22 protein-coding genes and 1 pseudogene are annotated in these 21,719 nt (G+C 68.2%); 9 read left to right on the forward strand and 14 right to left on the reverse strand.

Annotated elements, in window-relative coordinates:
- Complete coding sequence (locus tag FVE89_RS19140; RefSeq protein ID WP_160535707.1) at positions 1-762, reverse strand: ComF family protein; 762 nt, start codon at positions 760-762, stop codon at positions 1-3.
- A 28-nt stretch (positions 763-790) separates the two neighbouring features.
- Positions 791-1,036, reverse strand: a complete 246-nt coding sequence (locus FVE89_RS19145; RefSeq protein ID WP_160535709.1) for a hypothetical protein — start codon at positions 1,034-1,036, stop codon at positions 791-793.
- 167 nt (positions 1,037-1,203) lie between these two features.
- Between FVE89_RS19145 and FVE89_RS19150 the strand changes: the two genes are divergently transcribed.
- Entirely contained in the window at positions 1,204-2,094 is an 891-nt protein-coding gene (locus FVE89_RS19150) for a methyltransferase domain-containing protein (protein WP_160535711.1), read from the forward strand.
- Positions 2,091-2,453 (forward strand): DUF427 domain-containing protein, encoded by a 363-nt coding sequence (locus FVE89_RS19155; RefSeq protein ID WP_160535713.1) that lies wholly within the window; start codon positions 2,091-2,093, stop codon positions 2,451-2,453. Before FVE89_RS19150 ends, FVE89_RS19155 begins: the two co-directional genes overlap by 4 nt.
- Positions 2,454-2,474: 21 nt before the next feature.
- On the opposite strand, the gene FVE89_RS19160 is transcribed toward FVE89_RS19155, so the two are convergent.
- Both FVE89_RS19160 and FVE89_RS19165 read right to left on the reverse strand, forming a co-directional pair.
- Positions 2,475-3,980 (reverse strand): DUF6880 family protein, encoded by a 1,506-nt coding sequence (locus tag FVE89_RS19160; protein ID WP_160535715.1) that lies wholly within the window; start codon positions 3,978-3,980, stop codon positions 2,475-2,477.
- A 48-nt stretch (positions 3,981-4,028) separates the two neighbouring features.
- Positions 4,029-4,268 (reverse strand): hypothetical protein, encoded by a 240-nt coding sequence (locus FVE89_RS19165; RefSeq protein ID WP_160535717.1) that lies wholly within the window; start codon positions 4,266-4,268, stop codon positions 4,029-4,031.
- Between the two features lie 155 nt (positions 4,269-4,423).
- Here FVE89_RS19165 and FVE89_RS19170 point away from each other — a divergent pair, with 155 nt between their 5' ends.
- Positions 4,424-4,675, forward strand: coding sequence for a hypothetical protein (locus FVE89_RS19170; protein WP_160535719.1), 252 nt, complete (start codon positions 4,424-4,426; stop codon positions 4,673-4,675).
- A gap of 6 nt (positions 4,676-4,681) precedes the next feature.
- On the opposite strand, the gene fabI is transcribed toward FVE89_RS19170, so the two are convergent.
- The 3 genes from fabI to fabA all read right to left on the reverse strand — a co-directional run bounded on the left by fabI (position 4,682) and on the right by fabA (position 7,781).
- A complete protein-coding gene (fabI, locus tag FVE89_RS19175; RefSeq protein WP_160535721.1) occupies positions 4,682-5,512 on the reverse strand; it encodes an enoyl-ACP reductase FabI in 831 nt (276 codons plus the stop codon).
- Between the two features lie 365 nt (positions 5,513-5,877).
- Positions 5,878-7,104 (reverse strand): beta-ketoacyl-ACP synthase I, encoded by a 1,227-nt coding sequence (fabB, locus tag FVE89_RS19180; RefSeq protein ID WP_160535723.1) that lies wholly within the window; start codon positions 7,102-7,104, stop codon positions 5,878-5,880.
- Between the two features lie 140 nt (positions 7,105-7,244).
- The gene (fabA, locus tag FVE89_RS19185) at positions 7,245-7,781 is read right to left on the reverse strand and encodes a bifunctional 3-hydroxydecanoyl-ACP dehydratase/trans-2-decenoyl-ACP isomerase (protein WP_160535725.1); all 537 of its coding nucleotides are present in this window, start codon (positions 7,779-7,781) and stop codon (positions 7,245-7,247) included.
- A 257-nt stretch (positions 7,782-8,038) separates the two neighbouring features.
- Here fabA and irr point away from each other — a divergent pair, with 257 nt between their 5' ends.
- On the forward strand, positions 8,039-8,554 hold the full coding sequence (gene irr / locus FVE89_RS19190) for a Fur family transcriptional regulator Irr (RefSeq protein ID WP_160535727.1): 516 nt from the start codon (positions 8,039-8,041) through the stop codon (positions 8,552-8,554).
- A 72-nt stretch (positions 8,555-8,626) separates the two neighbouring features.
- Here the strand turns inward: irr and FVE89_RS19195 are convergent, their stop codons facing one another.
- Positions 8,627-9,190 carry an SH3 domain-containing protein gene (locus tag FVE89_RS19195; protein ID WP_160535729.1) on the reverse strand — a complete coding sequence of 188 codons (564 nt, stop codon included), beginning with the start codon at positions 9,188-9,190 and terminating at the stop codon, positions 8,627-8,629.
- 256 nt (positions 9,191-9,446) lie between these two features.
- Here FVE89_RS19195 and FVE89_RS19200 point away from each other — a divergent pair, with 256 nt between their 5' ends.
- Entirely contained in the window at positions 9,447-10,445 is a 999-nt protein-coding gene (locus FVE89_RS19200; RefSeq protein WP_160535731.1) for a D-glycerate dehydrogenase, read from the forward strand.
- Positions 10,446-10,455: 10 nt separating this feature from the next.
- On the opposite strand, the pseudogene FVE89_RS31250 reads toward FVE89_RS19200, so the two are convergent.
- From FVE89_RS31250 to FVE89_RS19215, 3 genes and pseudogenes are all read right to left on the reverse strand, one after another.
- Positions 10,456-10,919, reverse strand: a pseudogene (locus FVE89_RS31250) (cyclic nucleotide-binding domain-containing protein); the annotation flags it as partial.
- A gap of 7 nt (positions 10,920-10,926) precedes the next feature.
- Positions 10,927-11,553 carry a cyclic nucleotide-binding domain-containing protein gene (locus tag FVE89_RS19210; protein WP_160535733.1) on the reverse strand — a complete coding sequence of 209 codons (627 nt, stop codon included), beginning with the start codon at positions 11,551-11,553 and terminating at the stop codon, positions 10,927-10,929.
- Between the two features lie 78 nt (positions 11,554-11,631).
- On the reverse strand, positions 11,632-12,969 hold the full coding sequence (locus FVE89_RS19215; RefSeq protein WP_160535735.1) for an NAD(P)/FAD-dependent oxidoreductase: 1,338 nt from the start codon (positions 12,967-12,969) through the stop codon (positions 11,632-11,634).
- Positions 12,970-13,091: 122 nt separating this feature from the next.
- Here FVE89_RS19215 and FVE89_RS19220 point away from each other — a divergent pair, with 122 nt between their 5' ends.
- Together FVE89_RS19220 and FVE89_RS19225 are read left to right on the forward strand one after the other, a co-directional pair.
- Positions 13,092-13,796: a sulfate transporter family protein gene (locus tag FVE89_RS19220; protein ID WP_160535737.1), complete on the forward strand. Its 705-nt coding sequence runs from the start codon at positions 13,092-13,094 to the stop codon at positions 13,794-13,796.
- A gap of 92 nt (positions 13,797-13,888) precedes the next feature.
- Positions 13,889-15,163 (forward strand): efflux RND transporter periplasmic adaptor subunit, encoded by a 1,275-nt coding sequence (locus FVE89_RS19225; protein ID WP_160535739.1) that lies wholly within the window; start codon positions 13,889-13,891, stop codon positions 15,161-15,163.
- Positions 15,164-15,412: 249 nt separating this feature from the next.
- Here FVE89_RS19225 and FVE89_RS19230 read toward each other — a convergent pair whose 3' ends face one another.
- Together FVE89_RS19230 and FVE89_RS19235 are read right to left on the reverse strand one after the other, a co-directional pair.
- Positions 15,413-16,534: a hypothetical protein gene (locus FVE89_RS19230; protein ID WP_160535741.1), complete on the reverse strand. Its 1,122-nt coding sequence runs from the start codon at positions 16,532-16,534 to the stop codon at positions 15,413-15,415.
- A 3-nt stretch (positions 16,535-16,537) separates the two neighbouring features.
- Positions 16,538-17,461 carry a site-specific DNA-methyltransferase gene (locus FVE89_RS19235; protein WP_202130916.1) on the reverse strand — a complete coding sequence of 308 codons (924 nt, stop codon included), beginning with the start codon at positions 17,459-17,461 and terminating at the stop codon, positions 16,538-16,540.
- Positions 17,462-17,636: 175 nt separating this feature from the next.
- Here FVE89_RS19235 and FVE89_RS19240 point away from each other — a divergent pair, with 175 nt between their 5' ends.
- A complete protein-coding gene (locus FVE89_RS19240) occupies positions 17,637-18,128 on the forward strand; it encodes a TIGR02300 family protein (RefSeq protein WP_348644714.1) in 492 nt (163 codons plus the stop codon).
- 26 nt (positions 18,129-18,154) lie between these two features.
- On the opposite strand, the gene FVE89_RS19245 is transcribed toward FVE89_RS19240, so the two are convergent.
- The gene (locus FVE89_RS19245; RefSeq protein ID WP_160535745.1) at positions 18,155-18,532 is read right to left on the reverse strand and encodes a plastocyanin/azurin family copper-binding protein; all 378 of its coding nucleotides are present in this window, start codon (positions 18,530-18,532) and stop codon (positions 18,155-18,157) included.
- A 213-nt stretch (positions 18,533-18,745) separates the two neighbouring features.
- Between FVE89_RS19245 and FVE89_RS19250 the strand changes: the two genes are divergently transcribed.
- Complete coding sequence (locus FVE89_RS19250) at positions 18,746-21,628, forward strand: EAL domain-containing protein (RefSeq protein ID WP_160535747.1); 2,883 nt, start codon at positions 18,746-18,748, stop codon at positions 21,626-21,628.
- Positions 21,629-21,719 lie beyond the last annotated feature (91 nt).

Raw genomic sequence — 21,719 nt, forward strand, 5'->3', positions numbered from 1 at the left:
TCAGCCGACCGTATCCCCCACCAGCGCGAAGGTCAGCAGATCGACGGAGGCCGCCCCGCCGCGCAGGAGCGCACGCGCGGCGGCGTTGCCGGTGGCGCCGGTGGTCGTGACGTCATCGACCAGGAGAACCCGGCGTCCGCGGATCCGATGGGCCTCGGCGGCCGGCACCCGGAAGGCGCCGCTCAGATTCTCGGCCCGGGCCGCCCGGCTCAGCCCGACCTGTGAGCGCGTCGCCCGAACCCGTTCCAACGCGGCCGGCGCGAACGGAAGCGCTGCGTCCGCGGCGATCGCCCGGCCCAGCAGGGCGGCTTGATTGAAGCGGCGGCGCCAGAGGCGGGCGCGATGGAGCGGAACCGGCACGAGGCACTCGGCCTCGGCGATCAGGGTCCGCCCGCTCGCCGCCATCATCCGGGCCATGACCCTGGCGAGGTCGAGGCGATCCTCGTACTTGAGACGGTGCACCAGGCGGCGCGCCACCCCGTCGTAGAGGGCTACGGCCCGGCAGCGGCCGAACACCGGCGGATCGGCGATGGCCCGGGGTGAGAGCAGCGGCCCCACTCCGAGATCCACCGCGAAGGGCGTTCCGTAGCGCTGGCAGACCGGCTCCTCGATGAGGCGCAGGCCGGACCAGCAGCCCGGACAGAGGGCGCCGGGATCCGCCGTCGCCGCGCCGCAGCCCGAGCAGGTCGGGGGGTAGATCAACGACAGGGCCCCGCGCGGTATCCCGCGCAGGGCCGCGGCGACCGCCTGGATCGCCGTCATCTCGACCGCCGCCTCGGTCAGCCGGGGCTTACTGGGCCGAGACGGGCCGCGCCTGCGGCGCCATCTGTTGCTGGTCCATCTGGCGGGCGCGGGCATTCGCCCGGTGGCGGCCGATGGCGCAGCCGGCAGCGGCGCCGACCAGGCCGTGATGACCGGCGTAGTGGCCGGCGATGCCGCCGACGATCGCGCCCTTGATGCAGCCCCTGGCCTCGGCGCCGCCTGCGGCGGTGAGGGCGGCAAGGGCGACGGCGACTCCGACGAGGGTGCGCTTCATGGTGGATTCTCCCGATCAATCTCGGCCATACGGCCAGCTGCAGCAGGAACAGTGCGGCCGACGAGTCGTTCCACCGTTCGGCAGCTCCTCACGAACCCGTGCGTCTTGCGCAGCATCTTGCGTTCGGGGTGCTGGCGGGAAGCTGGCTCGCACGCCATCTGCGCAGGATGGATGCCTCAGCGACCCTGTTCGACACGGCCATTGCGCGGCGGCGGCTCGCCCGTGCGGTCCGGAGCGGCTATGCCGGCTTCCTCCTCGAGCGCCTTGCCGAGGATCTGGACGATCGCCTCGGCGCCGTGCTGCGCAGCTTCTCGACCGTGCTGGACCTCGCCACGCCGGTCCCGATCGTCGCCCCGCTCCTCGCACGCCGCTATCCGGAGGCGCGGCATCTCCGGCTGGCGCCGCTGCCCGAGCGTGCCGGCAACCGGATCGTCGGCGATCCGGAACTGCTGCCGCTGGCGCCCGGGAGCCTCGACCTCGCCGTCTCGCTGCTCGCCCTGCACGGCGTGAACGATCTGCCGGGTACCCTGATCCAGCTCCGCCGCGCCTTGCGGCCGGACGGCCTGTTCGTCGGATGCCTGCTCGGCGGCGCCACCCTCACGGAGCTGCGCCAGAGCTTCGGGCAGGCCGAGAGCGAGATCGAGGGCGGCATCAGCCCCCGGGTCGCTCCCTTCGCCGCCGTCCGCGAGGCGGGCGGCCTGCTGCAGCGTGCGGGCTTCGCACTCCCGGTGGCCGACACCGACACGCTGACGGTGCGCTACGCCGATCCCTTCAGCCTGATGCGCGACCTGCGCGCCATGGGCATGACCAACGCCCTCACCGAGCGGCGGCGAACGCCCCTGCGCCGGGCGACCCTCCTGCGCGCCGCGGAGATCTACGCCGAGCGCTTCGCGGATCCGGACGGGCGCGTGCGGGCGACCTTCGAGGTGCTGTGGCTCTCCGGCTGGGTCCCGCATGCCAGCCAACAGAAGCCGCTGCGGCCCGGCAGCGCCAAGTCGCGCCTCGCCGACGCCCTCGGAACGATCGAGCTGAAGCCGGAGGAGCCAGGATCGCCATGAAGATACCCGGACCCGACCATCCCATCACCGTCACGCCGGAGCCGCGCCGCGTGCGCGTCGTCGTAGCCGGTACCGTCGTCGCGGAGACGCGCGACGCCCTGCGGCTGGAGGAGGCCCGCTACCCGCCGGTCTTCTACGTGCCGCGCCGCGATACGCACGCGGCGTTCTTCGTGCCGTCGGCGCGCACCAGCCACTGTCCCTACAAGGGCGACGCGCGGTATTTCGACCTTCAGGTGGCAGAGACACGCCGTCCGGATGCGGTCTGGAGCTACGAGGCGCCCTTTCCTGCGGTCGAGGCGATCCGCGGTCACGTGGCGTTCTATCCGGATCGGGTCGACGCCATCGAGGTGACGGACTGATCCGTCAGCCCATCCCGCCGCTCAGGCGCGGACCAGGGTCCAGAACCCGTATTTGCGTCCATGGCTGCGCCGCAGCTTCGCGCGATAGCCCTGCGCATCCGGCTCGATCGCGCTCGCGTCGAGCCGGGCCGCCAGGCCGTCGAGTTCAGCGAGGTAGCGTGCGGCCTTGGGATACGCGACGCTGCGATTGTAATCGAGGATGCCGTCGATCAGCTGGCGGTACAGGATCGTGGCGGCCAGGGGATGGTCCTGGGCCAGGGCTTCGGCGGCCGGCGCGAGGATTCCGTATTCCTGTCCGCCGTCCCAGACGCTCGGATGCCGCGTCACCAACCGCGCGGCGCGGCGCAGATCCGGCCACCCGACCAGGAAGGCGAGCGCCCGATGCGGCTTCGGGAAGTCTTCGGCGTAGTCGAGGGCGCGTTCAAGCGCCTCCTCGTCCTCGAAATCGGGCAGCTTGGCGAGGAAGCCGCGCAGCATCGGCGCATCGAGCTCCGCCTCGAAGCCCCCCCAGCGCAGGGCCTGCGCCTCCGCACTGCGTCCCAGGGCATCGAGGATCTCGATCTCCGCCACCAGCCGCTCGCGCTCGGGCACGCGCGGATCGAAGATGGCGATCAGGTCTTCCCGGGTCGCCATACGGCGTTTGTCGGGATCCTGCTTGCGCCGGATCCAGTCCAGAGCTTCCGGTGCGCGGCCCGCGCCGAGCAGGCGCCGGGCGATCTCGGTTCGGTTCTCGGCCCCGGGCGCGATCTGGCTCTCAAGGGCGATGAAAGCGTCCGGATCGCCCCGGCGATCGGCGATGGCCTGACGCAGGCGCAGGATCTGGTTCTTGTTGTCCAGGCGGAACGCCGCGGACCTCCGCTTCCGACCGATCCCGGACGAGCCGGCCGCCGCGCCCAAACGGGTGTCGATCTCCGCGAGCGCGTCCATCGGCAACGCCGGCACGATCTCGGTCAGGAGAGCGCCGAGCGGACCGAACGGATCGTCCGTGAACGGCCCCACGAGATCGAGCGCGACGCGCGTGGCCGCCTCGGGCTGCAACCCACCGATCATCGCGATGAAACCCGCAGAGGCCCGATCGAAGATGCCCTGGATCGCGCCGTTGCTGTCATCGACCCGGTTCAGCACCAGATCGGCGCCTTCGAGGAACCGGCGGAGGCGGTCGAGCGCGGCGATGGGGTCCAGGGGCCGCAACTCGTCGAGGATCACCGTGACGAGGGCGGTGAGATCGGCCGCGAAGGCCCGGCGCTTCTGCCAGTCGATGTAGCTCTGGGCGCCTTCCAGCGCGGTCAGCCGCCGGTCGACGATCGCCGCCACGGCCTCCGGACCCTGGAGCGCGGCGAGGGCCGCCGTCACGAGCTTCTTGAAGCCGGGGTTGCGCGCCGTCTCGCCGAGGATGAGACCGATCAGGCGGTCGGCACCCAGCGCCGCCAAGGTCTCGGGCGACGGCGTCGTGCGCCGCGCGCCCTTCGGCAGGGACGCCGCCTTGGACGGCGGCGCCCCGGGCTTCACCGCAGGCTTGCGCGCCACGACCGCTCCTGTCGATCTGCACGAGACCGCATGGCCGACCCGGTGGCGTTACTCGACGACCTTGGCGCGCGGCCGGTCGTTGCCCCGGGCGGTCTCGTCGTGCCAGCCACCGGCCTGATCCTGATAGCGGATTCCCTCCGTCGAGCCCGGCACCTGCTGTTCGGCCGCCGCCGCCTGGGCCGCCTGCAGCGCCTCCTCCCGGCTCGGGAAGGTCTCGGAAAAGACGTCGCCGACCTTGTAGGCGAAGCCGCCGTCATGCTCGACGATGCGATAGGTAACCTCGGACATCACGCCTCCTGTACGCGCCCATGATCGTTGAGCGCGAACCCGCCGGATGCGCCACGGTTCCGGCAGGCTTCTCGCGTCGGCCTCCGATCTGCCGGATTGCGTGCCTAACATCGCCCGATTCCGGCACGGCAACGACGACCCAGGTAACGACGACGATGCAGCTCCGAACCATGATCGCCCTGACCCTGGTCCTCGTCGCGTTGCCGGCGCGGGCCGAAGAGGGATTTCTGGACACGCTGTTCGGCGGTTCCGGCCGGGGCGCGCCGCCCAATCCCTTCGCGTCGAATTACGCGTCGGCCCCACCCACGGCCGACGACATCCGGGCCGAGCGGCAGCGGCGGGCCGGTCGCGGCGGGCGCGGGACTCAGGCTGCGCCCCTGCCCCCGGGCCGCATCCCCGGGGAGTGACGGCGATCAGGAATCGCCCACGACCCCGGCCGCATCCTGCGCCTGGAGCACGTCCGGGCGCGGCATCGAGATGATGTTGTAGCCGGCATCCACGAAGTGGACCTCGCCGGTGACGCCGCCCGAGAGCGGCGACAGCAGGTAGAGGGCCGAGCCGCCGACATCCTCCAGGCTGACGGTGCGCCGCAGCGGGGCATGGGCGCGCTGGTGGTTGAACATCAGCCGCGCGTCGGCGATGCCGGCGCCGGCCAGCGTGCGCATCGGACCGGCCGAGAGGGCGTTCACGCGGATCCCGTCCGGCCCGAGATCGCTGGCGAGGTAGCGCACCGAAGCTTCGAGGGCCGCCTTGGCCACACCCATCACGTTGTAGTTCGGCATGACCCGCGTTGCACCGCCATAGGTCAGCGTCAGCAGGGAGCCGCCCGGCTTCATCCGCTTGGCGGCGCGCTGCGCGATCTCCGTGAAGGAGAAGCACGAGATCGTCATCGTGCGCACGAAGTTCTCGCGCGTGGTGACGTCGACGTAGCGGCCCTTGAGCTGCGCCTTGTCGGAGAAGCCGATCGCGTGGACCACGAAATCGAGCCCACCGTCGAACCGCGCGTCGAGCGCCTCGAAGGCGGCGTCCACCGAGGCCAGATCCTCGACATCGCAGGGCAGGACGATGTCCGAATCCAGCCGCGCGGCAAGGGGCGTCACGCGCCGGCCCAGGGCCTCGCCCTGATACGTGAAGGCGAGCCGGGCCCCTTCCGCATGCAGGGCCTTGGCGATACCCCAGGCGATCGAGTGATCGTTGGCGACACCCATGATCAGGCCGCGCCTGCCCGCCATCAAACCCGTCATGCCGACCTTTTCCCGAACGAGCCTGCCGCACCCGGACCGTCGGGCGGGGCCGCGATGCGCTCGACCGAACCGCGGCAGGGTGCCTTAACGTGCCTCGTCCCGTGATCCAAACGCGCTGACGCCACGCAGCCGACAAAAAAGCCCCACCTTTCGGCGGGGCGCTCACGGTTCTGAGGACAGGCTTAGAAGTAGCCGTCGGTCTTCGCGCTGGCGTCTTCGATCAGCGCCTGCTTCGCGTAGATCGCCGCACATCCGGCGATCATCAGACCACTCAGCGTTCCGAGGAAGAATGTCCCCATGGCCACCCCCAAATCTCAACACGCGGTAAACGTCGCCGGCGCGTGAGGGGTTCCGATGCGCCCGGGTCAGGCGTCGACGTGCTTCAACACCAGGGTCGCGTTGGTGCCGCCGAACCCGAACGAGTTCGTGAGCACATGGCCGAGCTTGGCATCGTCCCGGCGCGCCCGAAGGATCGGCATGTCGGCGAAGGCCGGGTCGAGCTCGTCGATATGCGCGCTCTCGCAGATGAAGCCGTGATTCATCATCAGGAGACTGTAGATCGCCTCCTGCACGCCGGTGGCACCCAGGGAATGACCGGTCAGCGACTTCGTGGCGGCGATCGGCGGACAGGCCTCGCCCCGGCCGAACACCGCGCGAATCGCCTCGATCTCCTTGTCGTCGCCCACCGGCGTCGAGGTCGCGTGGGGATTGATGTAGTCGATCCGCGCGCCCTTGAGCCCCTCGAGCGCCTGCCGCATGCAACGCACCGCGCCCTCGCCCGACGGCGCCACCATGTCGTGCCCGTCCGAGGTCGCACCGTAGCCCGCGATCTCGCCGTAGATCCGCGCGCCGCGCGCCTTGGCGTGTTCCAGCTCCTCCAGCACGAGGACGCCCGCGCCACCCGCGATGACGAAGCCGTCGCGGTTGGCGTCGTAGGCACGGGAGGCCCGGGCCGGGGTGTCGTTGAACTTCGACGACATGGCGCCCATGGCGTCGAACAGCACCGAAAGCGTCCAGTTGAGATCCTCGCAGCCGCCCGCGAAGATGATGTCCTGCCGGCCGCCCTGGATGATCTCGGCAGCGTTGCCGATGCAGTGGTTCGACGTCGCGCAGGCCGAGGAGATCGAGTAATTCACGCCGCGGATCTTGAACCACGTGGCGAGCGTCGCCGAGGCGGTCGACGACATCGCCTTCGGCACCGCGAACGGACCGATGCGCTTCGGACCCTTGTCGCGGGCGATAGCGGCGGCCTCGACGATCACCCGGGTCGAGGGTCCGCCCGATCCCATGATGATGCCGGTGCGCTCGTTCGAGATATCGCCGGCCTCCAGCCCCGCATCGGCGATGGCCTGGTCCATGGCGACGTGGTTCCAGGCGGTGCCGCCGCCGTGGAAGCGCATGGCGCGCCGGTCCACCACGCCCTCCGGATCGAGGGTCGGCGCGCCGGAGACCTGGCTGCGGAAACCGTGCTCGGCGTAGCTGGCGTCGCGCGCGATGCCCGAGCGGGCGTCGCGCAGGGAGGCCAGCACCTCCTGCGTGTTGTTGCCGATGGACGAGACGATGCCCATCCCGGTGATGACGACACGGCGCATGATGGTGACGATACCTCCGTCGCGGCGTCGCTCGTCCGCACCGCGTCCCGGTCAGCTAAGATGACGCGGACACAATCTCAACCGCCGAAGCCGTCCGACGTTGCGGCCGAGCTTCCGACGGCACCGCCGAAACGGCGCGCTCAGCTCTGGAACAGGCCCACGCGCATGTCCTGGACTTGGTAGACGCGCTCGCCGTCCGCCTCAAGCCAGCCGTCGCCGATCCCGAGGACGAGCTTGCCCTGCCGGACGCGCTTGACGTCGACATTGTAGACGACCCGCTTCATCGAGGGCAGCACCTGCCCCGCGAGCTTCACCTCGCCCACGCCGAGCGCCCGGCCGCGACCGGGTGAGCCCAGCCAGCCCAGATGGAAGCCGAGCATCTGCCACAGGGCGTCGAGCCCCAGACAACCCGGCATCACCGGATCGCCCTGGAAGTGACAGGGGAAGAACCAGAGGTCGGGGCGGATGTCGAGTTCCGCGGTCACGTGGCCCTTGCCATGCTCGCCGCCATCGGTGGCGATCGACGTGATCCGGTCGAACATCAGCATCGGCGGCAGGGGCAACTGCGCGTTTCCGGCACCGAAGAGCTCGCCCCGGCCGCAGGCCAGAAGATCCTCGTACGAGTAATGCGACCGGCGGCTCGCGTTCGGCGCGGAGGTGTCGGCGTCTGACGGCATCGCGTTGGCTGTTTCCTCGGAGGTCGGGTTCGGCAGGCTCGCGGTCGAACGTGCAGGCGAGCTTGCGAGCGAAGGCGTTCGCCCTCTTTCGGCGCGCGGGTTAGCACGGGGCGGTGCGCCTTCAAAGCCGCCAGCCGATCCGCGGCCTCCGCGCGGCGTCCCTGCCGTGCGACAAGGCTCGGGTTGCGACCACATGACCAGTTCCATATACTGAGCGGAATCTTCCTCAGGCCCCTCGTCGAGCGTTCAGTCCAGCGATGTCCGAACCGGTGCCATTCCAGGCCGTCTTCAACGGGCGGGTCCCCGCTCCCCAGCTGGAGGCCAACGGGACTCCGCGCCGCGGTTGCCCCCTGTCCGACCTGCGCGATCGTCTGCGCCGGGCCGGCCTGCGGCCGACGCGGCAGCGCCTGTCCCTCGGCTGGCTCCTGTTCGGCCGCGGCGACCGCCATCTGACCGCGGAAATGCTCTACGACGAGGCCATGCGCGCCAAGGTGCCGGTCTCGCTGGCGACGGTCTACAACACCTTGCACCAGTTCACGGAGGCCGGCCTGCTGCGCCAGCTCGCGCTCGACGGGTCGAAAGCCTATTTCGACACGAACCCGAGCGAGCACCACCATTTCTACTTGGAAGACGAGAGCCAGGTGATCGACATGCCGGATTGCGGCATCACGGTCGATTCGCTGCCCGAGGCCCCGGAGGGCATGGAGATCGCCGGCGTCGAGGTCATCGTCCGTCTGCGGCGCGCCCGGCCGAATGCGCGCCGCCAGAGTTGAGGCGGCGGCTCGAACCGTAGGATCGTGGAAGAGGCCCGGCCATCGGCTGGGCCTTTCTCGTTGGCGGGTCGGCTACTCCACGACCTCATTCGGGTAAACGCCCCAGAGGCGGTTCTGGCGGATGTAGCCGTCGACATCCCGCTTGTTGGGGAGCGCCACGATCAGGCGGCACCACGTTCCGGTGCAGCTCTTCACGCTTCCGATCACACCCGTCTGGAGCTTGGCTTCGTCGTCGGCGCCGTCATCGGCCTTCGCGCGCAGCGAGACGGCCGCCTTCTCGACCCCCTTATCGGGACCGGCATTGACGATCGCCGTGCGCCGCCCCGAGAGCAGCGAGTGCAGGACCCAGCCCTCGGTGCCCTCCGAATCGCGGATCCGGCGCCAATTCTCGAATTCACCCACGATCTCGACCGGCAGCCCGGCCCGTTGGAACACCCACAGGGTTCGGTGATCCTTGGAGGGCCCCTCCCGCAGGTTGACGCGGTCGGTTTTGAGGCTGGCGTAGCGCGGCAGCGGCATCTTGGTCACCGGCCCGACCCCGGTCTCGATCGGGGCTGCGGGCGCTGCCGCGGCTTCGATCGCGGGTCCGCCCGCCAGCAGCACCGCGACGGCGAGGCTGAGGCGTAACACGCGCATGGTCATCTCCCTGTCCGGATAGGCCGATGGTCGACGATGGGCTTGGCGAAAGCGAGGCCGTTTCGGTGTGCGGGCGGGCCCGCGTCCGATTGTGTTCCGGCCCACCTCTGGTAGAGAGTCCGATGGGTCAGGACAGGCTCCGGAACCGGCGCCGCGCGACCGGTCCTGTCTGGCCGAATCCGGTTAACGGACGCTTGCGCGGGGCGGTCCCGCCCGGCGCCGGGACCACGGCCGCAGAGCTGACGGGGAGAGAGACGTGTCGAAGCGCAAGCCGCTGGTGGTCGTGACGCGACGGCTGCCGGATGCCGTCGAGACGCGGATGCGCGAATTGTTCGACGTCCGCCTGAGTTCAGATGACGCGCCCCTGGCGGCCGAGGCGATGGCGGCGGCCCTGCGCGAGGCCGACGTTCTGGTCCCCACCGTCACCGACGAGATCGATGCCGGGCTGATCGCCCAGGCCGGACCGAACCTGCGGCTCATCGCCAATTTCGGCAACGGCGTCGACCATATCGACGTGGCGGCGGCCCTGGAGCGCGGCATCACGGTCACCAACACGCCCGGCGTGCTGACCGAGGATACAGCCGACATGACCATGGCGCTGATCCTCGCGGTGGCCCGCCGGGTCGCCGAGGGCGCGCGGATCATCCCGGACGACGAGTGGACTACCGGCTGGTCGCCGACCTGGATGCTGGGGCGGCGCATCACCGGCAAGCGGCTCGGGATCGTCGGCATGGGCCGCATCGGTCAGGCGCTCGCCAAGCGCGCCCGGGCCTTCGGGCTGCAGGTCCACTACCACAACCGCCGCCGGGTTCCGGCCGCGATCGAGGGCGCGCTCGACGCCACCTACTGGGAATCCCTCGATCAGATGCTGGCGCGCGTCGACATCGTGTCGGTGAATTGCCCGCACACGCCCGCGACCTACCACCTGCTCTCGGCGCGGCGCCTCAAGCTGCTCAAGCCCGAGGCCGTCGTGGTCAACACGGCCCGCGGCGAGGTGATCGACGAGAACGCCCTGGCGCGGCTGATCGAAGGCGGCGAGATCTCGGCCGCCGGCCTCGACGTGTTCGAGCAGGAGCCCGCGGTGAGCCCGCGCCTCGTGAAGCTCGCCCGGCAGGGCAAGGTCGTCCTGCTGCCGCATATGGGCTCGGCAACCTACGAGAGTCGCATCGACATGGGCGAGAAGGTCATCATCAACATCAAGACCTTCATGGACGGCCACCGGCCGCCGGACCGGATCCTGCCCAGCATGCTCTGACGGAGCGCCGTCAGAGCGTGAGGGCGGTGGCCGCCAATCGCCTGGCGGCCTCGACACTCTGGAACAGCCGGTCGGTCGTCAGCTTCAGGAAAGAGAAGCCGAAATCGGGATTCTGATAGTAGAGTTCCTTGAGATCGGAATAGGTTACGCACAGGGCCTTGCCGGGCTCCGTACAGATCAGTGAAGCCGTGCGGGCGTTGCCGGGCGAAAGCAAGCCGAGTTCGCCGACGATGCCGCCGGCTTGCACCTCGAGATCCGATTCCGGAACCCGGAAGATGCCGCTCTCGATGTAGAGCCTCTCACAAAACTCCCGCTGCGCTGGCGCGGCCAGAGGGAAATGTCCGGTGCCCGGGAGTTTTTTGAGGAGCTCTAATACATCTCGTGAGCCGGATCGCCGGCGCGGAACACCGTTTCGCCCGCGGCGAACGCGCGCTCCGCCCCGAACGGCCGCAACCATGTGAAGGACAGGTCGCCCTCATCGTCAGAGGGCATCGCCCGCCATCACCTGCGGCTTGGCCATGCCCTGCACGCCCTGGAACAGGCGCTCGCTGGTTAGGCGGAGGAAGTAGAACCCGAATTCCGGGTTCTGGTAGTACAGTTGCTTCACATCGGAATAGGATACGCACAGGGCGTGTCCGGCCTCGACGCAGACCAGCGAGGCCGTGCGGGTGTTGCCGGGGGACAGCAGGCCCAGTTCGCCCACGATCCCACCCTTGCGAACCTCGATCCCGACTTCGGGGATCCGGAACACGCCGCTCTCGACGTAGTACATCTCGTCGGCGATGTCGCCCTTGCGGAACACCACCTCGCCGGTGCCGAACGGGCGCCGGGAGCCGAACGGGCGCAGCCATTCGAGGGAGAGGTCGTTGTCGGCGGCCGTCTCGACGTCGCGGACGAGGCGCAGCATCTGCCAGAGCCGGTAGGCGTTGAACGGCATCTGGATCAGCTCGGTGAGCACCACCGGCATGCTGCCGATCAGGCTCCCGTAGGTGATCACCGCACAGCTCGCGCAGAGCGAGATGATCCGCAGGGGGATCATCGTGCTCATGGCGGTGGCCGAGATGGTCAGCGCCGTGCCGAGGTAGCCGATCGCCTCGATCCAATCCATAATCGTCCCCAAGCCGTTTCCGGGCGGGGATGCCCGTCTTGCCGGGTCCCGGCAAGACGGACGGCCGCGTTGTGCGCGTCAGGCTGCGCCCGCGCCGAGGCGCAGGGCGACGGCCTCGGCGGCGCGTGCGCCTTCGGCATAGGCTCCGCCGACCGTGCCCCATTGCTCGCGGGACAGAGCCTCGCCGGCGAACCATAAGGTATCGTCCAGGGATTCCTGCAGGAGCTGGCGCGCCGATGCGTGGCCCGGCGGGACAACGGCCCAGGATCCGCGCGACCAGGGATCGTGGCGCCACGCGCTGACTGCCGGGATGCTCAGATCGCGCAGACGGCGAGGCCCGAACAGGTCGGCCAGCACGGCCCGGACGTGCCGGCGCACGCCGTCCGCCCCGGAACCGGCCGCATCCAGGGCCGCAGCCTCCCGCAGGTCGAGCTCGTAATAGTGGAACGGGGTGCCGTCGATGCGGGTCAGCAGGCCCGGCGGCGTGCGGCGGCGGCCGTGGATCGCGGCCAGACGGTCGCGGCCGCGGAACGGGCTGGATGGCCAGTGCAGCACCGCATGCTCGTAGATCCCGGTGGTGAAACCGTCGATGGCGGCACGGACCGTGTTCGGCAGCGGCGGCGTGAAGGCCGGCCCGTCGCGCAGCACCATCATGGGGATGGTCACGATCAGCGCCCGCGCCCGGTAGCTGGCGCCACCGGCGGTCTCGACCCGCACGCGGCCGCCCGACCAGTCGACCCGCGTCACCGCGGTCCCCAGCGCCACCGGCAGCCCGTCGGCGAGGCGGGCCAGATAATTGCCGTAGCCGTCCGCCAGGAAGAAGTTGTCGCTGTACTCCATGCTGGGAAAGTCGTGGAGCGAGACCTCATCGAGCGGCCGGCCGGAGACGAGGCCATGGACCTGCGCCACCCGGGAGCCCCAGGGGCCCAGCCCGGGCGGGAGGGCGCGGGCGGCCGGGCGGTCGGCGCCGGGCTGCGCGGCGCCCCCGGTCATCACCCGGTCCGCCCGCGCGAAGGCCCGGGCATTGGCGCGAACCTCGTCGGGGCGCCCGGGACGGCGTCCGACCCAGACATGGCTGTCCTGCGGCGCCCGGCGCAGCCGCTCGCCGCGGGCGCGGCCCAGCGCCACCAGGGGGTTGATCGGCCCGGCATGGAGCCAGTGGGCACCGAGATCGAGGGCGTGGCCGCGCAAAGCCACGGTCAGGGCGCGGCCGCCGACCCGGTCGCGGGCTTCCAACACTCCCACCGACACGCCCTGCGCCGTGAGGGCCCGCGCCGCGCCGATGCCCGCCGCGCCGGCCCCGATGATCAGCACCTCCGGCGTCTCCGGCAACGGGACGAGCCGGGGCCGGTAGGCCGGTCGGAACGGCCGATCGGCGCTCTGCGGGGGCGAGATCTCTCGTGTTGCGTCCTGCACGCGCGCTCCTCGTTCCCTCACCTGCCCTGCCTCGGCCCTGCGGCACGGGCAGCCTTGCGCCGCCGGCCGCACCGCTCCACAACGCGCCCGCGCCGCGACCGGCGTCGACCGGAACCCACCCGATGCTCGTCGAGTCCGCCGCGGCGGCGTTGCGCCAGACCTTCTCGCCCCCCCTGCGGGCGATCCTCTGGAAATCGCTGGGCCTGACGCTCGGGCTCCTGGTGCTGGTCTGGCTCGGCCTGACGCGGCTGGTCCAGGCGTTTCAGGCCAGCCATCACATCTCGTCCCAGTACCCGATCCTCGACACCCTCGCCTACTACCTTGCGGGCTTCGGCCTGTTCGTGGCGCTGGCCTATCTGATGCCGGCGATCTCGATTCTGGTGGCGGGCTTCTTCCTCGACGACGCGGCCGAAATCGTCGAGCGGACGGACTTCCCCGAGGACCCGCCGGGCCGGGCCATGCCGTTCGGCACCGCGATGCTCTACGCGGTCCGCTTTGCCGGGGTGACGCTGCTGGTCAACCTCGCGGCGCTCGTGATCTTCTTCGTGCCGGTCATCGGGATCGCGGCCTTCTTCGGCGCCAACGCCTATCTGCTCGCCCGGGAATATTTCGAGATGGCGGCCGCCCGGTTCCGGCCCTTGCCCGAGGCTGCCGCCATGCGCCGCGCCTTCTCGGTGCGGACGCTCAGCGCCGGCTGCCTGCTCTCGGCCATGATGGTGGTGCCGATCCTCAATCTCCTGACGCCGCTGTTCGGCATCGCGCTGATGGTCCACCTGCACAAGCGCCTCAGCCGGCACCCGCGCCTTGCGGCCCCGCGCCCGTTCTGACCCGCGATGCGGCCAAAGCCCGCGCTGGCCGGGACGGGCTTTGACCGCTACCTTCGCCGCAGCCGGGCGGGGGCCGGGGCGGAGAGTGATCGATGAAGGCGCACGACGCGGCGCAGGACGTTCCCCCGCCCCCCGGCGCGATGCCGTTCCTCCTGGTCGGCCTGCTCGGCATCGGTCTGCTCGGCTGGGGCGCCTACGGCCACTGGCAGCGCGACGCCGAGGCGAGCGCGACGCTGGAGCGGATCAAGACCCTCGTGCCGCAGGTGCGCACGGTGACGGCCGAGCGTGCCGAGGGGCCGCTCGATCTGGTGCTGCCGGGCGAGATGCAGGCCTTCACCACCGCGGCCATCGCCGCCCGGGCCACCGGCTACATCGCCGAACGCCGTGTCGACATCGGCGCGCGCGTCAAAGCGGGCGACCTTCTCCTGCGGATCGCGGCGCCGGACCTCGATCAGCAGCTCGCCCAGGCCGAGGCGCAGGTCGGCCAGCTCAAGGCGCAGCTGCTCCAGGCGCAGGCGCAGGTCGAGCAGGCCCGCGCCAGCGTGAACCTCGCCAATCTCACCAACAACCGGACCACGACGCTCGCCGTCCAGGGCTGGGCCTCCCGGCAGAACGCCGACACCTCGCAGGCCGGTGTCCTGTCGCAGGCCGCGACGCTGGCAGCCGCCGAGGCCGGGGTGAAGGTGGCGACCGCCAACATCAAGTCGCAGGAGGCGGCGGTCGAACGGCTGAAGGCACTGACCGCATTCGAGCGCGTCGTCGCACCCTTCGACGGCGTCGTCACGATCCGCAACGTCGATGTCGGCGACCTCGTCCGGGCCGATAACGGCGGCACGCCGCTTCTGAGCATCGATCAGGACAGCACCCTGCGCATCACGGTGAACGTGCCGCAGAACGACGCGGTCGGCGTCCAGCCGGGCGTCAAGGCGGCGATCACGGTGCCGCAGATCCCCGGCCGGAGCTTCGACGGCTTCGTGGAGCGCAGCTCGGTCGCCCTGAACGCCGCCTCGCGCACGCTGACGACCCAGGTGGACGTGCCCAATCCCGACCGGCAGCTGCGGGCCGGGCTCTACGCCTACGTGACCCTCAAGATCCCGCGCCAGGCGCCGGCGGTCTCGGTGCCCGCCGAGGCGACGGTGTTCAACAGCAAGGGGCTTCAGGTCGCGCAGGTCGGCGATGACGACCGCGTGACGTGGCGGACCGTCAAGATCCGGCGCGACCTCGGGCGCACCCTGGAACTGGAATCCGGCCTCTCGGCCGACAGCCGCATCATCTACAGCCCGCCGCCGGATCTGCGCGACGGTCAGGCGATCGAGCGCCTCAAGGCGCCCTCGCCGGAGGCACCGATGCGTTCGGCCCAACGCTGATATCGGTGTGGAATCTAAGACCGTGCCTGATTGTGTTACGATCCTGGGCGCCTCCAAGTCTCCCTCATGACGCGCTCTTTCCGCTCCACCAGTATCTCCTTCGGCTGAGCGCGCTGTAGCACTTCGACAAGCGAAGCGGCGTCAGTGACGATCGCGGCTAATAGCGCTGTTGGACCATCGTTCTGCTGCAAGCGTCCTCCACAGCATAGATCGAATGCCATTCGCACATAAACAGATCAGGGCTTCGATCTAAGGGTCGGCTGTTCCGATCAGACTCGGGAATGGCTGGACCTGTAGCATGTCAGTGAGAGTTGAGAGCGTGAATACTCTTCCTTCAGTGTCACGCACCACTGGCGCGAGCGCATCGTTGATTCGCGCCCAGCCGATGCCACCTAAGACGCCTATGAGAGGAACGCCGTTCAAGCGGGTCGCCTCGCTTCGAAGACTCACAAAACGCAGCGCCTTGTCGCGAGCGGTTCCTCCATTGTTGGTACCTTTGCATTCGAGCATCGCTTTCAAGCTGTCATCTGCCCGATCAAAGACCACAAAGTCGGGTGCCGGCGTCACTTTCACCTCAAAGCGTTCAGCAATTTCCGCCTGATTGTGACTTCCGGTGCGAATGAATGGGATACGATTCTCTGTAAAAAGGTCCTCAACCGCATCTTCAATTAAGTTGCCCCGCTGGGTCGAGGTGGCGTCCAGAACTTGACGAAACGCACCACCGTAATGCCGTTGGTGCAGAAAAATTTTGAGCGGTACTCCATCGGACGCAAATTCGCTGACCGTCTTCCATCCATTCTGAGTATCAGGCTTTTGTTGTTTGCTCCGCAAACCGGGGGGTGCCTCACCAAACAGCTCATGGTTCATCGTCATCGCTATCGTCTTGGCTGCGATTTCAGCCTGCGCTCGTGCGCGCGTCGTCATCGCGCGAGGAGCAACATCACTTCTCTCCATGTTGTCGATTTGTGATGATGAAAGTGGCCTGACATCTGTTGTCGCGGCCGCAAGTAAAGAGGCATGCGCAAATTCGTCTTTGGTCAGACCAAGCAGCGTTCGGAATACCAGAAGAGTGCGTGGGCACTCCGTTATTGCGCGAGCGAGGTCAGCTTCCGCAACCTTGGTAAATCGATCCGTCAGGCGATCAGCCTCATCGTATGCCTCGAAGAAATGGGGTGGATCATAGAAAGTAGAGGTATGAATATAAGCAAAGTCGGGTGCGAGGTGTGGCATGTAAAGCTTTCGCGCGACGGCCGCGTAGATCGTACCGTGCTCCCCTGTTCCGTGGCGATGAGGCACCAACCTTATCTGAGCAATGCGTTGTGCCCAGGACGGTGCATCCAAAATGCTCTGGACCGTGTCATGGAGTGCCATTCGTCAACCTATAGAAGGCCCAAGGCAACGGCCTGGCATGTCATCGGCCAAATCCTCATGGATCCGCCGCCGAGCGACTTGCACAAACTCATCATGTATCTCGAAGCCGAAGGCTTGGCGACCATGACGACGCGCAACGGTGATGGTGGTTCCGCTGCCAGCAAAGGGATCGACGACAATTCCACCCGGCGGCGAGGCAGCTTTAATGAAGAACTCGGCTAATCCCTCGGGCATCGCTGCTGTGTGTGCGACACCGCGATGCTGGTTGTAAGTCTGTGGTACGGTGACAACGTTGCCCGGGTCGGCTCCGCCGAGGAGGTAGGTCTTAGTTCGGTCGCGGCCGAAACCAGCCTCGGTATTGCGGCGCCCGAGGGTATCCAGCCTTCTACGCGCAATCTCAGCCTTGTCGGCCTTGTAAGGAACGCGAACAGCAGCCAAGTCGAAGAACGGCTTCAAGTCCCTTGCGAAGTGATAGACGTATTCGAAGCTATCCTTAGTGCGTGGACCAAAGCGTCCAGGTACCGCATTTGGCTTGGCCCATATGTATGTCTCGATCCAACGCCAGCCAATGTTCTGCAGCGCTAGGACGAGCTGGTAAACATAAGGATGGCGCTGACCCTTCAGTGAACCGTCCTTTGCAACCCGATTTTTGATGTTGATGATAAGACTGCCGGTCGGCTTGGCTGCCTCGAACATCTCGCGTGCGAAGGGCAGGAACCATTCAACATAGCGGTCCGGATGGATGCGGCTGTATGCCCGAGCGTCAGCATAAGGTGGTGATGTGAAGAATAAGTCGATACTGGCCTTCGGCAACTCCGCCAGAAGCTTCTGGCCATCGCCATGCAGCACGCCGAGCCTCAGGCCATCATGAAGAACCGTGTTGGGCAGCTTGACTGGCGGCTCTCCTCTAACGTGAACGAGCGCCAAGCCCCGAGGCTTTCTCATTTGAGGTCCACTCCGGTCCAGATCCTATAAGCCTTATCGGGTTCTCCCACCCCGATCTGTCGCAGCAGAGCATCGACCACAGCTTTTCCTTTGCGCTGCCTCCAAGCCTGCTTCACCTCGGTTGTAAGCACAGTGGCCTCGGTGAGACCCCATTTTCATGATGCCTGCGCTGGTCGTCTTCCCAGCACGATGGCAAATGGTAGACACCGCCGAGCAGGCGGTCCATCAAGCGTCGAACGCACCAAAGAGGGTTACAATGGTACGTCCCGACCTCGGCACCAAGCGGATCTGCCCAACAACGGGCAAGAAGTTCTACGACCTCAACAAGGACCCCGTGATCTCGCCCTACTCAGGCGAGGTCGTCCCGACGTCCGTGTCAGCATCCTTCGCCAGGGGGGCGGCGCCCGTGCTTGCTCGTAAAGACACGCCAATCGACGATGAAGAGGACACGGAAGGCCCGGAACTAGTGTCGCTCGATGAAGTCGAGGCCGAGGAGGCGGACAAAGATACCGACTCTAACGCTGAGGAAGATGTCGCACTTGATATCGATGACGATGACAGCACCGTCGAGGATGATACCCTCGTGGTCGATGAGGACGACGATGACGCGACCGATCTCGTAGAGGCCAGGGACGACGATGACGAGTAGCGCCGCCTGATTTCAGGAGCACACATCTAATTCACCCGCACGACGAGCTTCATCTTCGGATGGATGCCGCAGAGGACCTGGAACGTGCCGCGCTCCGTGAAGGTGACTGGCGTGCGGCTGCCCGGCTCCTGATCGCCGGAATCGAAGTTGAACGTCTCGGACTCGACGAAGGCGTGGTGCAGCAGGTCGCTGTCGTCGTTGACGAACGTCACCACCTCGCCCCGGGCAACCGTCAGGTTGTCGGGGTGGAACATGCGTCCCTTCTGAGAGACCGCGATTCCGGAGGCCTGAAGCTGCTCCGTGATGAGCAATCCGCAGGCTGCCCCCAGGATCAGGGCCAGCACCGCGGGAACCGCCGTCGGCCAGCGCAGCCTTCCGACGATCCGGGATACCGAAGCGGACATGTGACACCTCAGATTGCGAGGGTCAGCGTTGCATGAACTTCATTGAAAAATCATTCATCCATACCCGTATTTCGAGCGCTTCTGCATCGATCGTGCGGAGTACGACGTGTCTTCGCCCGCGCAGTTAAATCGAATTGGCTGAACCGCGGGCTAAGCGCCTCTTAACATGTCGCAACTACAGATGGTCGAACGTGTTCCGCGGCGGACCATGCGATGCAAGACCCCGAGACGGCGAGAGTGGAGATGAGCCCGGCGAAGCTGTCGGTTGCGGCACGCGGGCTCTCGGGTTTCTTCACCACGGTTCGCGGCCGAATCTTCGTCGCCTTCCTGAGCATGAGCCTGCTCTCGGGCGCACTCGGGCTCTACGCGGTGGTCGCGATCTCGCACATCGGCACTCTGGTCAATCGGACCTACGACGAGTCGCTGATGTCCATCAACTACGCCCGGGCGACGGCGGCCGATTTCGCCAAGATGCGCGCGGCCTTCGCCCGTCGGATGCATCTCCACAACGAGGCCGAGACGGCCAAGCTGAATGCCGAGATCGCGGACCTGTCGACGACGCTGGCCGAGGATCTGACGATCGCGGTGGAGCGCTCCCAATCCGATCGGGCGGTGCGGACCGCCGGCGCGGTCCAGGCGGCGGTCAGCGCCTGGGAGGAGATGCGGCGCACGTTCGATCCGGCCACCGGCCGGCCGGATCGTTGGGATGCGCTCGATCAGCAGGCCAGCGTGGTCGACAACCAGATCGACCTCCTCGTCAACTACACGGCCGGCGACGGCTTCACGTTCCGGCAGGCGGCGCGGACCCTCGTCGCCCGCGAGATGCGCGTGAACACGATCGCGGCCTTGCTGGCGATCGTCGCCTGCGCGCTCGTGGCGTGGCTGCTCAACCGTCGCATCACCGGGCCGCTCGCCGCGGCCTCCGCGGCCGCCGAGCACATCGCCAGCGGTCGCCTCGACGACCGCATCCCGGCGGGCGGGCGCGACGAACTCGGCAGCCTGCTCCGCTCCATGGCGGCCATGCGGGACAACATCCGGGCCATGATGGCCCGCGAGGTGAGCCAGCGCCGCCGCGCCGAGGCGCTGGTCACCGACGCGCTCCAGACCTCGCGCGAGGCCGTGGTGGTGGTCGATGCGGCGGGGCGGATTGCGCTCGCCAACGCGCAGGCGCAGCGCTTCTTCGCGGGCCTGGGTGAAGCCATCGAGGCCGGGATCTCCCTCTGGGGCAACGCGGCGGATGCTGGACCCTCGGGATCGAGCCCGCACAGCGACTGCTTCCGGGCGCTCGCCCGCGACGGCGATATCCGCCTGGCGGATGGGCGGTGGCTGCGGGTGAGCCGCAGTGCGACCCAGCAGGGCGGCTTCATCGCCGTGTGCAGCGACATCAGCCTGCTGAAGGAGCAGGAGGATCGGCTGACCGAGACGAATCTCCGCCTCGATGCCGCCCTCGACAACATGTCCCAGGGCCTGTGCCTCTACGACGCGCAGGATCGCCTGATGGTGGTCAACCGGCGCTACAGCGAGATCTACGGTCTGGCGCCCGGCGCGGTCGTGCCCGGGATGGCTGCCGTCGAGGTGATGAATGCCAGCCTGCTCGCCGGCAACCACCCGGGCTGCGATATCGAAACCTTGCTGCGCGAACAGCGGGAGGCCTTCTACGGCGGCGTCTGGCGCACGCATTTCCAGGAGCTGTGCAACGGACGCATCGTGGCGATCGAGCGCCGCAAGACGGCCGACGGCGGGTTCGTCGCCACCTACGAGGATGTCACCGAGCGGCGCCAGGCCGAGGCGCGCATCGCCTTCCTGGCGCATCACGACATGCTCACCGGGCTGCCGAACCGCATCGCCCTCGGCCAGCAGATCGAGATGGCGGTGGCTCAGGCGGGGCGCGATTACGGCTTCGCGGTCTTCGCGATCGATCTCGACGATTTCCGCCCGGTGAACGAGACGCTGGGACATGGGGTCGGCGACGAGCTGCTCGCCGCGGTAGCGAACCGGCTCACCGCCTGCGTGCGCGAGATCGACTGCGTCGCCCGGCTCGGCGCCGACGAGTTCATCGTGATCCAGCGCGGCATCGACCGGCCGGAGGACGCCGCAGTTCTCGCCCGGCGGATCATCGAGGTGGTGGGCGCGCCCTACAGCCTCAGCAGTCACGAGGTCAGCGTCGGGCTCACCATCGGCATCACCCTCGCGCCGAGCGATGGCACCAGCTGCGACAAGCTCCTGAAGAACGCCGAGGTCGCCCTCGACCGCGGCAAGACCGAGGCGCGGGGCTCCTTCCGGTTCTTCGAGCCCGAGATGGATGCCCGCCTGCAGGCCCGCCGGATCCTGGAGCGGGATCTGCGCGAGGCCCTGGCCCGGGAATCGTTCGAGGTCTACTACCAGCCGATCTACAGCCTCGACGCGGATCGGATCTGCGGCTTCGAGGCGCTGCTGCGCTGGAACCATCCGGTCCGTGGCTTCATCTCCCCGGCCGAGTTCATCCCGATCGCCGAGGAGCTGGGCCTGATCGTCCCGCTCGGCGAATGGGTGCTGCGCCGCGCCTGTGAGGAGGCCGCCCGCTGGCCGGACGGGCTCAAGGTCGCCGTCAACGTCTCGGCGGTGCAGTTCACTTCGGCGAGCCTGGTCAACGTGGTGCGGGAGGCGCTGCGCCGCACGGGTCTCCCGGGCCGACGGCTGGAGCTCGAGATCACCGAATCCGTGCTGGTGGCCAATCCCGGCGCGACGACCGCGATCCTGCACAGTCTCAAGGCGCTCGGTGTGCGCGTCGCCATGGACGATTTCGGCACGGGCTACTCGTCGCTCAGCTACCTGCGCAGCTTCCCCTTCGACAAGATCAAGATCGACCAGTCCTTCGTGCGCGATCTCTGCATCAAGGACGGCACGGACTTCATCGTGCGGGCGGTGATCGGGCTCGGCGCCAGCCTCGGCATGACGACCACCGCGGAGGGCGTCGAGACGGAGGCGCAGCTCGCCCAACTTCGCGCGGAAGGGTGCGACGAGGTGCAGGGCTACCTGTTCAGCCGGCCCGTGCCCGTCTCGGAGGTCGCCGCGGTGATCCACCGCTGGAACGGAGCCAGCCGGGCGATCGCGTGAGCGGCACCGCCACGCGCGTTCCCTCCCAGCAGCGAACGGATGCACACATATTCCTCGGAGAGGCGAAGGCGGCTCCGCTTCTCTCCCTCCC

The organism is Methylobacterium sp. 2A, from assembly GCF_009806555.1.
Classification (GTDB): domain Bacteria; phylum Pseudomonadota; class Alphaproteobacteria; order Rhizobiales; family Beijerinckiaceae; genus Methylobacterium.

Bases quoted from the DNA above. Each gene is read 5' to 3' on its own strand.
- FVE89_RS19140 (WP_160535707.1), bottom strand. From the start codon at position 762: ATGACGGCGATCCAGGCGGTCGCCGCGGCCCTGCGCGGGATACCGCGC.
- FVE89_RS19145 (WP_160535709.1), bottom strand. From the start codon at position 1,036: ATGAAGCGCACCCTCGTCGGAGTCGCCGTCGCCCTTGCCGCCCTCACC.
- FVE89_RS19150 (WP_160535711.1), top strand. From the start codon at position 1,204: ATGGATGCCTCAGCGACCCTGTTCGACACGGCCATTGCGCGGCGGCGG.
- FVE89_RS19155 (WP_160535713.1), top strand. From the start codon at position 2,091: ATGAAGATACCCGGACCCGACCATCCCATCACCGTCACGCCGGAGCCG.
- FVE89_RS19165 (WP_160535717.1), bottom strand. From the start codon at position 4,268: ATGTCCGAGGTTACCTATCGCATCGTCGAGCATGACGGCGGCTTCGCC.
- FVE89_RS19170 (WP_160535719.1), top strand. From the start codon at position 4,424: ATGCAGCTCCGAACCATGATCGCCCTGACCCTGGTCCTCGTCGCGTTG.
- fabI (WP_160535721.1), bottom strand. From the start codon at position 5,512: ATGACGGGTTTGATGGCGGGCAGGCGCGGCCTGATCATGGGTGTCGCC.
- fabB (WP_160535723.1), bottom strand. From the start codon at position 7,104: ATGCGCCGTGTCGTCATCACCGGGATGGGCATCGTCTCGTCCATCGGC.
- fabA (WP_160535725.1), bottom strand. From the start codon at position 7,781: ATGCCGTCAGACGCCGACACCTCCGCGCCGAACGCGAGCCGCCGGTCG.
- irr (WP_160535727.1), top strand. From the start codon at position 8,039: ATGTCCGAACCGGTGCCATTCCAGGCCGTCTTCAACGGGCGGGTCCCC.
- FVE89_RS19195 (WP_160535729.1), bottom strand. From the start codon at position 9,190: ATGCGCGTGTTACGCCTCAGCCTCGCCGTCGCGGTGCTGCTGGCGGGC.
- FVE89_RS19210 (WP_160535733.1), bottom strand. From the start codon at position 11,553: ATGGATTGGATCGAGGCGATCGGCTACCTCGGCACGGCGCTGACCATC.
- FVE89_RS19220 (WP_160535737.1), top strand. From the start codon at position 13,092: ATGCTCGTCGAGTCCGCCGCGGCGGCGTTGCGCCAGACCTTCTCGCCC.
- FVE89_RS19225 (WP_160535739.1), top strand. From the start codon at position 13,889: ATGAAGGCGCACGACGCGGCGCAGGACGTTCCCCCGCCCCCCGGCGCG.
- FVE89_RS19230 (WP_160535741.1), bottom strand. From the start codon at position 16,534: ATGGCACTCCATGACACGGTCCAGAGCATTTTGGATGCACCGTCCTGG.
- FVE89_RS19240 (WP_348644714.1), top strand. From the start codon at position 17,637: ATGATGCCTGCGCTGGTCGTCTTCCCAGCACGATGGCAAATGGTAGAC.
- FVE89_RS19245 (WP_160535745.1), bottom strand. From the start codon at position 18,532: ATGTCCGCTTCGGTATCCCGGATCGTCGGAAGGCTGCGCTGGCCGACG.
- FVE89_RS19250 (WP_160535747.1), top strand. From the start codon at position 18,746: ATGCAAGACCCCGAGACGGCGAGAGTGGAGATGAGCCCGGCGAAGCTG.